Annotated in this window: 10 protein-coding genes; 8 read left to right on the forward strand and 2 right to left on the reverse strand. The window is 73.1% G+C overall.

Annotated features, from left to right (window positions below):
- Nucleotides 1-89: 89 nt before the first annotated feature.
- The gene (locus MXD62_RS13580) at nt 90-905 is read left to right on the forward strand and encodes a DUF3159 domain-containing protein (protein WP_248829632.1); all 816 of its coding nucleotides are present in this window, start codon (nt 90-92) and stop codon (nt 903-905) included.
- Nucleotides 906-944: 39 nt separating this feature from the next.
- Here MXD62_RS13580 and MXD62_RS13585 read toward each other — a convergent pair whose 3' ends face one another.
- Both MXD62_RS13585 and MXD62_RS13590 read right to left on the reverse strand, forming a co-directional pair.
- Nucleotides 945-1,724, reverse strand: a complete 780-nt coding sequence (locus MXD62_RS13585; RefSeq protein WP_020462664.1) for a TrkA family potassium uptake protein — start codon at nt 1,722-1,724, stop codon at nt 945-947.
- 58 nt (nt 1,725-1,782) lie between these two features.
- Entirely contained in the window at nt 1,783-2,445 is a 663-nt protein-coding gene (locus tag MXD62_RS13590) for a TrkA family potassium uptake protein (protein ID WP_071061635.1), read from the reverse strand.
- 155 nt (nt 2,446-2,600) lie between these two features.
- Here MXD62_RS13590 and MXD62_RS13595 point away from each other — a divergent pair, with 155 nt between their 5' ends.
- The 7 genes from MXD62_RS13595 (at nt 2,601) to dxs (ending at nt 13,662) form a co-directional block, all read left to right on the forward strand.
- Nucleotides 2,601-4,796: an APC family permease gene (locus MXD62_RS13595; protein WP_248829633.1), complete on the forward strand. Its 2,196-nt coding sequence runs from the start codon at nt 2,601-2,603 to the stop codon at nt 4,794-4,796.
- Nucleotides 4,797-4,981: 185 nt separating this feature from the next.
- Nucleotides 4,982-6,448, forward strand: coding sequence for a class I SAM-dependent RNA methyltransferase (locus MXD62_RS13600; RefSeq protein WP_248829660.1), 1,467 nt, complete (start codon nt 4,982-4,984; stop codon nt 6,446-6,448).
- Complete coding sequence (locus MXD62_RS13605; protein WP_248829634.1) at nt 6,445-7,650, forward strand: ROK family transcriptional regulator; 1,206 nt, start codon at nt 6,445-6,447, stop codon at nt 7,648-7,650. The genes MXD62_RS13600 and MXD62_RS13605 overlap by 4 nt, the downstream gene beginning before the upstream one ends.
- A 304-nt stretch (nt 7,651-7,954) precedes the next feature.
- Complete coding sequence (locus tag MXD62_RS13610) at nt 7,955-9,112, forward strand: sugar ABC transporter substrate-binding protein (RefSeq protein WP_248829635.1); 1,158 nt, start codon at nt 7,955-7,957, stop codon at nt 9,110-9,112.
- A gap of 96 nt (nt 9,113-9,208) precedes the next feature.
- Nucleotides 9,209-9,991, forward strand: a complete 783-nt coding sequence (locus MXD62_RS13615) for an ATP-binding cassette domain-containing protein (protein ID WP_248829636.1) — start codon at nt 9,209-9,211, stop codon at nt 9,989-9,991.
- On the forward strand, nt 9,988-11,280 hold the full coding sequence (locus MXD62_RS13620; RefSeq protein WP_248829637.1) for a sugar ABC transporter permease: 1,293 nt from the start codon (nt 9,988-9,990) through the stop codon (nt 11,278-11,280). Before MXD62_RS13615 ends, MXD62_RS13620 begins: the two co-directional genes overlap by 4 nt.
- A 429-nt stretch (nt 11,281-11,709) precedes the next feature.
- Nucleotides 11,710-13,662, forward strand: a complete 1,953-nt coding sequence (gene dxs / locus MXD62_RS13625) for a 1-deoxy-D-xylulose-5-phosphate synthase (RefSeq protein WP_248829638.1) — start codon at nt 11,710-11,712, stop codon at nt 13,660-13,662.
- Nucleotides 13,663-13,736 lie beyond the last annotated feature (74 nt).

Genomic DNA, 13,736 nt, shown 5'->3' on the forward strand with positions numbered 1-13,736 from the left:
GGACTACACCGCCCATGCCACCAGCGTCTCCGCAGGATCCGTCAGTGCCGAACCCGGCGACGGGTCCGGGCGACCCCGGCGGAGCGGCCGTGACCCCGGTCGACGGCGTCGCGGTACCGGGGGCGGGCCCTGGCCTCCCGGCCGGGCGCGACGCCGCCGCCAGCCGGGCCGGTGGGATCGCCAGCCGGTTCGGTGGCCGGTCCGGTGGGTCCGGTGGGTCCGGTGGCCGCGGCACCGCTGGTGAGTCACCGGTCACGCTGGCAGAGGCGGTGGGCGGCCCGCGCGGGATCATTGACAGTGCCATTCCGACGGTGGCGTTCGTCACCGTCAACGCCGAGGCCGGCCTGACGGCGGGGATCGTCGTCGCGATCGCGGCGGCGGTCGGGCTCGTGGTCCTGCGGGTGGTGCGGCACGAGCCCGTCCAGCAGGCGTTCTCCGGGCTCTTCGCGGTCGGGTTCGCCGCCTTCATCGCCTCCCGGACGGGCAGCGCCGAGGGCTTCTTCCTGCCTTCGATAGCGAAGAACGCCGTCTGCGCCGTCGTCGGCCTCGGTTCGGTCCTCGTCGGGCGTCCCGTCGGCGGCTACGTGATGGCCGGCTTCGACCAGCGGTACTCCGACTGGCGGGAGACACCGTCCGTCCGGCGGGCGGCGGTCTGGGCCACCTTCGTCTGGATCGCGGTGTTCGCGGCACGGTTCGCGATCCAGGGCGTGCTCTACCTCGCGGGGGAGTCCGGCTGGCTCGCGGCGGCGAACATCGTGCTGGGTCTGCCGCTGTTCGGCACGGCCGTGCTGGCCACCTTCGCGATCGTCCGGCGCCTCGCCCCGCTGGCGGAGGACGAGCCGTCCGAGGAGGACGGTCAGACCGGCGAACCCGGCCAGCTCGCCACGGGCATCCCGAACGACTGACAGACCGCGCCGCGCCCCCGGCGCGACGACCGGGATCGGCTAGAGCACCCCGGAGACGCGCTGGTTCCGGCTGGCGTCGGCGGGGACGGCGCCGAGCAGCGCCGCGAGGCTCTCCTCGGCCTCGCTCGTGGTCGCGACGGCCAGCACCTCGTCGCCCGGCTCGAGCGTGCTGTCCGGTGACGGGACCACCGCGTTGCCGTCCCGCAGGATCACGACGACGGCGGAGTCCGGCGGGAGGTCGACGTCGCCCAGCCGCCGGCCCACGACGGGCGCGTCCGCGGTCAGAGTGAGCTCGACGAGGGAGGCGTCGCCCTGGCGGAACTTCATCAGGCGCACCAGGTCACCGACGCTCACCGCCTCCTCGACCAGCGCGGTCAGCATGCGCGGCGCGGACACCGCCACGTCGACGCCCCAGGACTCGGTGAACAGCCACTCGTTCTTGGGATGGTTGACCCGCGCGACCACCCTGGGCACGCCGAACTCGGTCTTCGCCAACAGCGAGACCACGAGGTTGACCTTGTCGTCGCCGGTGGCGGCGACCATCACCGCGCAGCAGTCCAGGCCGGCGCCGTCGAGGGAGGACAGCTCGCAGGCGTCGGCGAGCAGCCAGTCCGCCGCGGGCAGCGCGTCCCGGCGGATCTTGTTCGGGTCGCGCTCGATGATGAGCACCTCGGAGCCGTTCTCCAGCAGCTCCGCGGCGATCGAGCGGCCGACCTTGCCGGCGCCCGCGATCGCCACCCGCCGGTTCGCCACCCCGCTCCGCTCGGCGGCCCCGTCCTGTTCGGTGCCCCCGGTACGCGCGTCCGGATCCGCGGTCATCGCAGGTCCTCGTCTCTCGTCGTCAGTCGTGCCGGCGTCGCCAGTGGTGCCCGCGTCGTCAGTCGTGGTCGGGGCCGGTGCGGATGATCGCGTCCGCCTCGGTGGCCCGCGCCTTGGCGACCGCGATGTGCAGGACGTCGCCGTCCTGCACCATGGTCCGCCCGTCGGGGAGCAGGCCGTCGCCGAACCGGGTCACGCACGCCACCCTGACCTCGGCCCGGGACTCCAGCTCGGCGAGCCGCCGTCCCACCCAGCCGCGCGCCGGCGTGACCGCCGTGAGCAGCACCGAGCCGGACGTGTCCGTCCACTCGGGGGTGACGGCGTCCGGGACGAGACGACCGAGGATCTGGTCGCGCGTCCAGCGCACCGTGGCGACGGTGGGGATGCCGAGGCGTTCGTAGACCTCGGCCCGCCGGGGGTCGTAGATGCGGGCCACCACCCGCTCCACGCCGAACATCTCCCGGGCGACCCGGGCGGAGATGATGTTCGAGTTGTCCCCGCTGGAGACCGCGGCGAACGCGGCCGCCCCGGCGATGCCGGCCTCGACGAGGGTGTCCCGGTCGAAGCCCATGCCGGTCACCGCCCGTCCGCCGAAGCCGGCCGACAGGCGATTGAACGCGGCCGGGTTCTGGTCGATGACGGCCACCGAGTGGCCGAGCCGCTCGACGGCACCAGCCAGGGATGAGCCGACCCGGCCGCAGCCGAGGATCACGACGTGCACGGGAGGTGAGCGTAGTCCGATCGGGGTTGCCCGGTCGATGTCTGTCGGCCACCCGTCCGGGCAGCTCATCAGGCAGGTGTGTCGCTATGGCCGGGTTGGAGTGCGCCACGTCACACACACTGGGGAGGTGGGACCGGGGTCGGTAGCATCGCCGCGTGGCGCTCACAGACCGACTGAAGCGCGGATTCGTCGGTCGCCCCATCGGCTCGGACCGACTCGGTGAGACATTGCTGCCCAAGCGGGTCGCGCTCCCCGTTTTCGCCAGCGACGCGCTCTCATCGGTCTCCTACGCGTCGGAGGAGATCCTTCTCGTCCTCGCGCTCGGCGGACTCACGCTGCTGCACTACACGCCGTGGATCGCGGCCGCGGTCGTGATCCTCATGCTGACCGTGGTGGCGTCGTACCGGCAGAACGTGCACGCCTACCCCAGCGGCGGCGGCGACTACGAGGTGGCCTCGGTCAACCTGGGCCCCCGCGCCGGCCTGATGGTCGGCAGCGCCCTGCTGGTGGACTACGTGCTCACCGTCGCCGTGTCGGTGTCCGCGGGTGTCGCGAACCTGACATCGGCGGCGACGGGGCTCGCCGAGCACAAGGTGCTCATCGCCAGCCTCCTGGTCGTGCTGCTCACGCTGGTCAACCTGCGCGGTGTGCGTGAGTCCGGGTCGGCGTTCGCCGTGCCGTCCTACGCGTTCATCCTCGGCATCCTCGTGATGATCGTGACGGGGCTGGTGAAGACCGCCCTCGGTCACGCCCCGCGGGCCGAAAGCGCCGGGTACGAGGTCCACCCGGAACAGAACTTCGCCGGCCTGGCCCTGCTCTTCCTGGTTCTGCGCGCCTTCGCGTCGGGCTGCACGGCGCTGACGGGTGTCGAGGCGATCAGCAACGGCGTGCCCGCGTTCCGCCGGCCGAAGAGCCGCAACGCCGCCACCACGCTGCTGATGATGGGCGTCATCGCCGTCACCATGTTCGTCGGTGTGACGGCGCTGGCCCTCATCTCGGACGTCCACATCGCCGAGAACCCGGCGGATCTCATCGGGGCGCACGGCGAGCAGCGGACCGTCGTCGCCCAGATCGCGGCCGCGGTGTTCGGGGACGGCTCGGTGGGCTTCATCTACGTGGCCGCGGTGACCACGCTCATCCTGATCCTGGCGGCCAACACCGCCTTCAACGGCTTCCCGGTGCTCGGCTCGATCCTCGCGCGCGACGGCTACCTGCCCCGCCAGCTGCACACCCGCGGCGACCGGCTCGCCTACTCCAACGGGATCGTGCTGCTGGCCGGGTTCGCGATCCTGCTCATCGTCGTGTTCGACGCGCAGGTCACGGCGCTGATCCAGCTCTACATCCTCGGTGTGTTCATCTCGTTCACCCTCAGCCAGACCGGGATGGTCCGGCACTGGGCGCGCCTGCTGCGCGAATCCGACCCGGTCGCCCCCGAGGGCTCCGCCCCGCTGGTGGCGGGCGGCGAGCGGAGCGCCGAGCGCGGTGGCGAGCGGAGTGGTGACCCGCTGGCCGGCGGCGTGCCGCTGGACGCGAGCATGCGCCGCAGGATCCGCCGCTACCAGGCCATCAGCTTCCTCGGGGCGTGCCTGACCGGGGCCGTGCTCATCCTCGTGCTGCTCACCAAGTTCACCCGCGGGGCCTGGATCGTCTGCATCGCGATCCCGGTGATCTACCTGGGTATGCAGGCCATCCGCCGGCACTACGACCGGGTCGCCACCGAGCTGACGCCCGAGCCCGGGCCGCCGACCCTGCCGTCCCGGGTGCACGGGGTGGTCCTGGTCAGCAAGATCCACGCGCCGACCCTGCGCGCGCTGGCCTACGCGAAGGCCACGAAGCCGCACACGCTGGTCGCCGTCACCGTGGCCGTCGACCCGGCCGAGACGGAACGGCTGCGCCAGGCCTGGGAGGAACGCGGTATCAAGATCGACCTCGTTGTACTGGCGTCGCCGTACCGGGAGGTGACCCGCCCGGTCCTCGACTACGTCGCCCGCATCCGGCGGGAGAGCCCGCGCGACGTGACCGCCGTGTTCGTCCCGGAGTACGTCGTCGGGCGCTGGTGGGAGCACCTGCTACACAACCAGAGCGCGCTGCGGCTCAAGGCCCGGCTGCTCTTCCAGCCCGGGGTGATGATGATCAGTGTCCCGTGGCAGCTCGCGTCCAGCTCGCACGCGCAGACCAGGCAGGAGTCGGTCGGCGCGGGCGCGGTCAGGCGGGGCAGCGCGGCCCCGCCCGGGCACTTCCGGCCCGGGCACCGGGGTCCGGGGCCGGGGAGCGCTGGTGACGGTGACGCCGCCGTGACCGCGAACCCGCCGGCCAGTTCAAACGCGGCGCCGCCCGGGGATGCCCCGTGAGCGGGCGCCCGGCGCGGCCGCCCAGCGGGACCAGACGACACACCGCGACACCGGACGGCACGGCGGAGCGGACCGGACGGCCGGTCCGGCACCGTGCCGGCGACGCCGCCCGGGACCGCGCCGGCGATACCAGCCGGGACCGGCCGGAGCGGGCCGATCGGGACCGGACCGACAGGGCGGGCGGGGTGACGCGCCCCGTCCCCGTCCCGCCCGGCGAACTGGTGGAGCTTGACGTCGGCCCGGTCGCGCACCGTGGGCTCTGTGTCGCCCGCGCCGGCGGTCGGGTCGTGTTCGTGCGTCACGCGCTGCCCGGCGAGCGGGTCCGGGTCCGGATCACCGACGTCTCCCACGACCGTTACTGGCGCGCCGACGCCGTCGAGATCCTCGTCGCCTCCCCGGACCGGGTGGCGGCCCCCTGCCCGCACGCGCGTCCCGGCGGGTGCGGAGGGTGCGACTGGCAGCACGCCACGCCCGCCGCGCAGCGCCGGCTCAAGGCGCGGGTGGTCGAGGACGCGCTGCGGCGGCTGGCCGGCCTCGACCGTGCCGTGCTGGTCGAGGCGTTGCCGTCGGAGGGGCCCGAAGGGCTGGGCTGGCGCACCAGGATGCGCTTCTCGCGGACGCCCGACGGCGGCGTCGGGCTGCGCGCGCACCGCTCCCACGAGGTGGTGCCCACTCCCGACTGCAAGATCGCTCATCCGCTGCTCGCCCGGGTGATCGCCGACCCGGTCTTCCTGACCGGCGACGGCTCGCCCGAGGTGACCGGCCAGGCGGTGGAGCTCGTGGCGATGCCCGGCGACGCCGTGGCGTACTCGACGCGGTCCGGCGGGTGGCGCGTCACCGAGACCGGCCCCACCGCCGACGCCGAGGGCCCCGGTCCTGACCGCGGCGAGCCGGCGCCGGTCGAGGTGGTCGAGACGGTCGAGGGCCGCGAGTTCCGGCTGGAGCCGGGGGTCTTCTGGCAGGTCCACCCGGCCGCCGCGGCGACGCTGGGCGCCGCGGTGCGCGAGGCGGCCGCGGCCGCGGCGGGGGACACGGCCCTCGACCTGTACTGCGGGGCGGGGCTGTTCGCCGCGTTCCTCGCCGAGGCGGTCGGACCGACCGGGCGGGTCATCGCGCTGGAATCCGACGAGGCCGCCGTCCGCTCCGCCGCGCGGAGCCTGGCGGACCTGCCCTGGGTGTCGCTGCGTTCCCTGCGGGTGACCCCGGCGACGGTCCGCGGCCTCGTCGGCGCGGCGGACCAGCCGGCCGCGCCCGCCGACGGCCTCCCGGCCGGCGGCGCCACGCCCGGCCCGGCCCGGCGGGCGGTGGACGTCGCGGTGCTCGACCCGCCGCGGACCGGCGCGGGTCGTGAGGTCATGACCGAGCTTCTCGCGCACCGGCCGCGCCGGGTCGTCTACGTGGCCTGCGACCCCGCCGCGCTCGCGCGGGACGTGGCGGTCGCGGCGGGCGAGGGGTATCGGCTCACCGAGCTCCGCGCGTTCGACCTGTTCCCGATGACCTCGCACGTGGAGTGCGTGGCGACCTTGGAGCCCGCGGGCGCGACCGGTGCCGCGGGCGCGACCGGTGCCGCGGGCGCGACTGGCTCCGAGGACGCGACCGGCTCCGCGGAGCCGGCCCGGCCAGGCACGGGCAGCACGGCGCTACCGCGATGACCGTTGACGGCCACGTGGCCGCGCCGCAAGGCTTTGTGTTCATGCCCCGAACGCCGCCCGGCTCCCAGTCGTCGCTGCGCGCCGCCAACCGGGACCGGGTCCTGGGCGTGCTGCGGCGGGAGGGCAGCCTCGCCCAGGCGGAGATCGCGCGGCTGACCGGGCTGTCCCCGGCGACCGTCTCCAACATCGTCGGTGAGCTGCGCGAGAGCGGGGACGTCGACGTGCGCCCCGCGGTGAGCGGCGGGCGGCGGGCGGTCCGGGTGTCGCTGTCACGGCGGTCCGGAGTCGTGATCGGGCTCGACTTCGGCCACCGCCACCTGCGGGTCGCCGTCGGCGACCTCGCGCACGAGGTGCTGGCCGAGGACGTCGTCGACATCGACGTCGATCACCAGGCCCAGGAGGGCATCGCGACGGCCGGCCGGCTGGTCGACGACCTGCTCGGGCGGCTCGCCGTCGACCGGGCGGACGTGGTCGGCGTGGGCATGGGCCTGCCCGGCCCGATCGACGCGGTCACCGGCGCCGTCGGATCCTCGGCGATCCTGCCCGGCTGGGTCGGCGTGCCCGCCGCCGCGCAGATGTCGGAGCGGCTCGGGCTGCCCGTCCGGGTCGACAACGACGCCAACCTCGGTGCCCTCGCCGAACTGCACTGGGGCGCCGGCCAGGGCGTCCGCGACCTCGCCTACCTCAAGGCCTCCACCGGCGTCGGCTCCGGCCTGGTCATCGACGGGCGCGTCCACCGCGGCGGAGCGGGAACCGCCGGCGAGATCGGGCACACCACGCTGGACGAGAACGGCTCGGTCTGCCGCTGTGGAAACCGCGGCTGCCTGGAGACGATCGTCGGAACGTCGGTGCTGCTCGAGTCGCTGCGCACGAGCCACGGGCCGGACCTCACCGTGCGCGGGATGATCGACCGGGCGGTCGCCGGTGACGCGGGATGCGCCCGCGTGGTCTCGGACGCCGGCCGGGCCATCGGGAACGCGGCCGCGAACCTGTGCAACCTGCTGAACCCCCAGATGATCGTCGTGGGCGGCGACCTCGCGGCGGCGGGGGAGACCCTGTTGGAACCGATGCGCCAGGTGGTGCACCGCTTCGCGGTTCCGGCGGCCGTCCCGACAATCGTGGCCGGCGTGCTCGGCGAGCGTGCGGAGGTCCTCGGCGCCCTCGCGCTGGTGCTGCGCGAGGGCGAGCCGATCCCGCGCTGACCGGGCGCCATCCTGACCGGGCGCCATCCTGAGCGGCGCCGCGCCGACCCCTCCGGCCTGACGGGCGCGTCCGCGCAGGCCCAGCTCCGGAGTACCAGCTCAGGGCGTGTTCCGGCCCCACCATCACGACCCTGGGTCGCCGATCTGTGCCGTCGAGTCGTGATGCCATCGGAACATGAACGGGAAACTTTGCGGACCTAATCCTTGTATTCAAGTCTTGACGGCAAAGTCGTCCTCTCCGCAGACTGCCACCAGAGCGTGACCGGTTCGCTCCGGCACGCAGCAGCGAACTCGGGAGGGGCGCGTGGCAGACAACTCGCTCGACGACGGGGTACCTCGGCGCGGTCGGATGCGCGGCCATGCGGGGAGACGGCGAGGTCGCCTTTTCGCGGCCGCGTCGGTGGCGGTCATGGTCGTGCTGGCCGCGGTGGGATGCACGTCGGACTCGTCCGATGACGAGGCGCCCCAGGGAGGATCCGAGAGCGGAACCATCGCGCTCCTGTTACCCGAGACCCAGACGACCCGCTACGAATCGGCCGACCGCCCCTACTTCGAGGCGCGGATGGCGAAGATCTGCCCCGACTGCAAGGTGCTGTACTCGAACGCCGACCAGGACTCGGCCGCCCAGCAGAACCAGGCCGAGCAGGCCATGACCAACGGCGCCAAGGTCCTCGTCCTGGACCCGGTGGACGGCGAGGCCGCGGCGGTGATCGCCCGCAACGCGCGGGACCGTGGCGTGCGCGTGGTCTCCTACGACCGGCTCATCCAGAAGGCGCCCGTCGACGCCTACATCTCCTTCGACAACGAGAAGGTCGGCCAGTTGCAGGGCCAGGCGCTCCTCGACGCGATCGGCGACCGGGCCGGCGCCGGCAAGGTCATCATGATCAACGGCTCGCAGGACGACCCGAACGCCCAGCAGTTCAAGGACGGCGCGCTGTCGGTCCTGGAGGGCAAGGTGACGATCGGCTTCGACACGTTCACCCCCGACTGGTCTCCCGACACCGCCGGTCGGGAGATGGACCAGGCGATCACCACCGTCGGCCGGGAGAACATCGTCGGGGTCTACGCCGCGAACGACGGCATCGCCGGCGCCGTGGTCGCCGCGCTGCGCCGGGCGAACGTGAACCCACTGCCGCCCGTCACCGGCCAGGACGCCGAACTCGCCGGGGTACAGCGCGTACTCGCCGGAGATCAGCACATGACCGTCTACAAGGCCATCCGCCCGGAGGCGGAGCAGGCGGCCGACCTGGCGCTCGCGCTGCTGCGCGGTGAGCCCGTCGACACGATCGCGACCGGGCGCGTCGACAACGGCAACGGTCAGGTTCCCGCCGTCCTGCTGGAACCGGTCGCGGTCACCCGGGACACCGTCGCCGAGACGGTGGTGAAGGACGGCTTCCTCGCCAAGGCCGACCTGTGCGCCGGCACGTACGCGGCGGCCTGCGCGTCCGCCGGCATCTCCTGACCTCGCGCCCCCGTCCCTGAGATCCGCGGTGAGCTGCTCCGCCGGCGGCTCACCGCGGATCCCCTCGTGGCTGCTCCTGGAAGGCACGGGCCCGTAATGTCCGATCTGGTGTTGTCCCTACGTGGGATCTCCAAGCGTTTCGGCGCGGTGCAGGCGCTCACCGACGTCGACCTGGATCTGCGCGCCGGGGAGGCGCTCGCCCTCGTCGGCGACAACGGCGCCGGCAAGTCCACGCTGGTCAAGTGCATCTCCGGCGTCTCGCCGCCGACCGGCGGGGAGATCTGGTTCGCCGGCCGCCCGGCACGCCTCGAGCGCCCGCAGGACGCGGTGGCTCTCGGGATCGCGACCGTCTACCAGGATCTCGCGCTCTGCGACAACCTCGACGTCGTCAACAACCTCTTCCTCGGCCGCGAGCGCCGCCGGCGGGTGGGCCGGTTCGCCGGCGCGCTCGACGAGATCGGCATGGAACGCAGCGCGCTGGACCTCCTGCGCACCCTGGCGGTGAGCATCCCGAGCGTGCGCATCCCGGTCGCGTCGCTGTCCGGCGGCCAGCGGCAGTCCGTCGCGATCGCGCGCTCGCTGCTCGGCGATCCGGCGGTGGTCCTGCTCGACGAGCCGACCGCCGCGCTGGGGGTGGCGCAGACCGAGCAGGTGCTCGACCTCATCGTCCGGCTGCGCGAGCGCGGCCTGGCCGTGCTCGTGATCAGCCACAACCTCGCGGACGTCTTCGCCGTGTGCGACCGCGTCGCGGTGCTCCGGCTCGGCCGTAACGCCGGCACGTTCGACATCGGCTCCGCCTCCCGGGAGGACATCGTGGCCGCGATCACCGGTGCGGACACGGCGCCCGGAACGGGCGCGGAGGAGGTTCGGCCACGATGAGCGAGCCCACAGCCAGCCCCGCCCCACCGAATTCCGCCGCGAGGCCGGTCGGCGCAGTCGCGGCCGGTCGGGGTGACGCGGCGGTCGACCCGCGACTGCTCTTCGCCGGCCCGGGCCTGCGCGGCCTAGCGGGCTCGGCGCTGCGCCACGTGCGCGCGGGCGAGCTCGGATCGCTACCGGTCATCGTCGGGCTCGTCGTGATCTGGACGATCTTCCAGTTCCAGAACTCGAACTTCCTCACCTCCTACAACCTCACGAACCTCGCACTGCAGGTCGCCGCGACCGGGACGATCGCCACCGGCGTCTTCCTCGTCCTGCTGCTCGGCGAGATCGACCTGTCGGTCGGCTGGGTCAGTGGGCTGTGCGCGTCGGTCATGGCGGTGCTGTCGGTGCGCCACGGGTGGGCGCCGGTTCTGGCGATCGTGGCCGCGCTGGTCGTCGGCGCCGCCGTAGGCGCCCTGCAGGGCAGCCTGTTCGCCGTGTTCGGCGTCCCGTCCTTCGTCGTGACGCTGGCGGGCTTCATCGCCTGGCAGGGCGTGCAGCTCAAGGTGCTCGGCCGGGACGGATCGCTCAACCTGCCGGACAGCGAGATCACGAAGCTGACGTCCACCTTCTTCACCGACGCCACCGGATGGGTGATCGCCGGGATCGCCGTGGCCGGGTATGCCGGTGCCCAGCTCGCCGAGGTCCGCGGCCGCCGGCGGGCCGGGCTGCGGCCCCGCCCGATCGCGGAGGTCGCGGTGCGGGTGGTCGTCGTGGGCGGCGCGCTCATCGCGGCGGTGGCGATCCTCAACGACGACCGCGGGCTGCCGCTGGCGCTGCTGATCTTCGGCTGCCTGGTGCTGCTGGTGGACCTGGTTTCGCGGCGCACAAGCTACGGCCGCCACCTGTACGCCGTCGGCGGCAACGTCGAGGCGGCGCGCCGGGCCGGTATCAACGTGCGCGCGCTGCGCGTCTCGGCGTTCGCCGCCGCGTCCTGCCTGGCCGGCGTCGGCGGTGTCCTCGCCGCCGCGCGGCTGACGAGCGTCACGCAGGCCTCCGGTGGCAGCGACACGCTGCTCAACGCGATCGCCGCGGCGGTGATCGGCGGGACGAGCCTGTTCGGTGGGCGCGGCCGGGCCTGGTCGGCGCTGCTCGGCATCCTGGTGATCGGTTCGATCGCCAACGGGATGGACCTGCTCGGTCTCGACCAGTCGGTCAAGTTCATCATCACCGGGTCGGTCCTGCTCGGCGCGGTGCTTCTGGACGCGGCCGCGCGCCGGGGGAGGCAGGCGAGCGGCCGCGGGTGAGCCACCCGAGTCCCCAACGGCGCTGACCGTGTGTAATCGCGAGCGATCCGATCGGGGGTGCCCATAACGGCCGTTCACATGTGACGGCGACGTGACAACAAGATGACAGACCCAGCGGCGTTCGTGCGAAGGGCCCGCCGGCCCGGGAAAAAAGCCCCGCCGGCGGGCCCTCGTGGTGTCTGGAGCGGCCCGGCGCGGGGCCGCACGCCAGGCCCTCCGACGCGTCATGCCTGGTTCCCGGGCCCTCTTCACCGACTACTCGTCGCACATTACCGACAACGGGGAGGTGGATTTTACCGCGACCCGGCAAAATATCTGACGCTCTTCGGGCAGCTCACATGTCGGGAGCCTGTCTGCGGAGCCCGGGGTGCCCTGCGTAGACTTTGCCGGACCCGGACCGATCCCCTTTCGGGGGAGGGAGAGCACGCCGTGTCGCTTCTGTCGACGATCGACAGCCCGCAGGACGTCAAGCGCCTCGACCATGAGGAGCTGGTGACGCTCGCGGCTGAGATCCGTGATTTCCTCATCCACGCGGTTGCCCGCACAGGCGGCCACCTAGGGCCGAATCTGGGCGCTGTAGAACTCACTCTCGCAATCCACCGAGTGTTCGATTCACCATTCGACCGTGTCCTCTGGGACACGGGCCACCAGTCCTATGTTCACAAGATTCTGACCGGCCGCCGGGAGCAGTTCGACCGCCTCCGTCAGCGCGGCGGGCTCTCCGGCTACCCGAGCCAGGCCGAGTCCGAGCACGACATCATCGAGAACTCGCACGCCTCCACGGCGCTGTCGTACGCCGACGGGTTGTCCCGCGCCTACGAGCTGCGCGGGGAGAACCGGGCCGTCGTCGCGGTCGTCGGTGACGGGGCGCTGACCGGCGGAATGTGCTGGGAGGCGCTGAACAACATCGCCGCCAGCGACCGGCAGGTCGTCATCGTCGTCAACGACAACGGCCGGTCCTACTCACCCACCATCGGCGGCCTCGCCGACCACCTCGCGTCGCTGCGCCTGGCGCCCGAGTACGAGCAGGTCCTGGACGTCGTCAAGCAGGTGCTGGGCCGCACCCCGCTCGTCGGCGCACCGCTGTTCGACGCCCTGCACGGCATCAAGAAGGGCATCAAGGACGTCGTCACCCCGCAGGGCATGTTCGAGGACCTCGGGCTGAAGTACGTCGGCCCGGTCGACGGCCACGACGTGGTCGCCATGGAGTCGGCGCTGCGCCGGGCCAAGGACTTCGGCGGCCCGGTGATCGTCCACGCCATGACCCGCAAGGGCTTCGGGTACCCGGCGGCCGAGCAGGACGACGCCGACAACTTCCACGCCGTCGGCGTCATCGACCCGCTGACCGGCAAGCCGAAGTCGGCGGCCAAGGGCGCCACCTGGACCTCGATCTTCTCCGAGGAGATCGTCCGGATCGGCGCCGAGCGCCCCGACGTGGTCACCATGACCGCGGCGATGCTCCAGCCGGTCGGCCTGAAGTCGTTCGCCAAGGCCTTCCCGGACCGGGTCTTCGACGTCGGCATCGCCGAGCAGCACGCGGTCACCTCGGCCGCCGGCCTGGCCATGGGCGGTCTCAAGCCCGTCGTGTGCATCTACGCGACGTTCCTGAACCGCGCCTTCGACCAGGTCCTCATGGACGTCGCCATGCACCGCCAGCCGGTGACCTTCGTGCTCGACCGTGCCGGGATCACCGGCGAGGACGGCGCGTCCCACAACGGCATGTGGGACATGTCCTTCCTGCAGGTCGTGCCGGGCCTGGCGATCGCCGCCCCGCGTGACGCCGCGACCCTGCGCGCCGAGCTCGACGAGGCGGTCTCCAACACCGACGGCCCGACGGTCGTGCGTTACCCCAAGGGCAAGGTCGCCGCGGACTCGCCCGCGATCGACCAGGTCGGCGGGGTCGACGTCCTCTACCGGGCGCCGGCGGCCGCGCGGCACCGCGAGGTGCTGCTCGTCTCGATCGGCGCGATGGCCCCGACCTGTCTGGACGTCGCCGAGCGTGTCGCCAGCCAGGGCATCGGCATCACCGTGGTCGACCCGCGGTGGGTCAAGCCGCTCGACCCGGCGCTGGTCGACCTCGCCCGTGACCACGACCTCGTCGTCACCGTCGAGGACAACGGGCGGGTCGGCGGCGTCGGTGCCTGCGTCGCGCAGCTGCTGCGGGACGCCGACGTCGACGTCCCGGTGCGCGAGTTCGGGGTCGCCCAGCGCTTCCTCGACCACGGCAAGCGCGACGACGTGCTGGCCGAGGTCGGCCTCGCCCCGCAGGACCTGGCCCGCAAGGTGATCGAGGCGGTCGCCAAGCGCCAGCACGCCCTCATGGGCGACGAGGTCGGCGCGGACGAGTCCAACCAGACCCCCGCCGGCGGCGGCCAGGCCTGACCGGCCGGGCCTGACCGACAGGGCCCGCCCCGCCGGGCACGCCCCGCCGGGCCTGACCGGCCAGGCCTGACCGG

This window comes from Frankia sp. Mgl5 (assembly GCF_023242985.1).
In the GTDB taxonomy this organism is placed as follows: Bacteria; Actinomycetota; Actinomycetes; order Frankiales; family Frankiaceae; genus Parafrankia; species Parafrankia soli.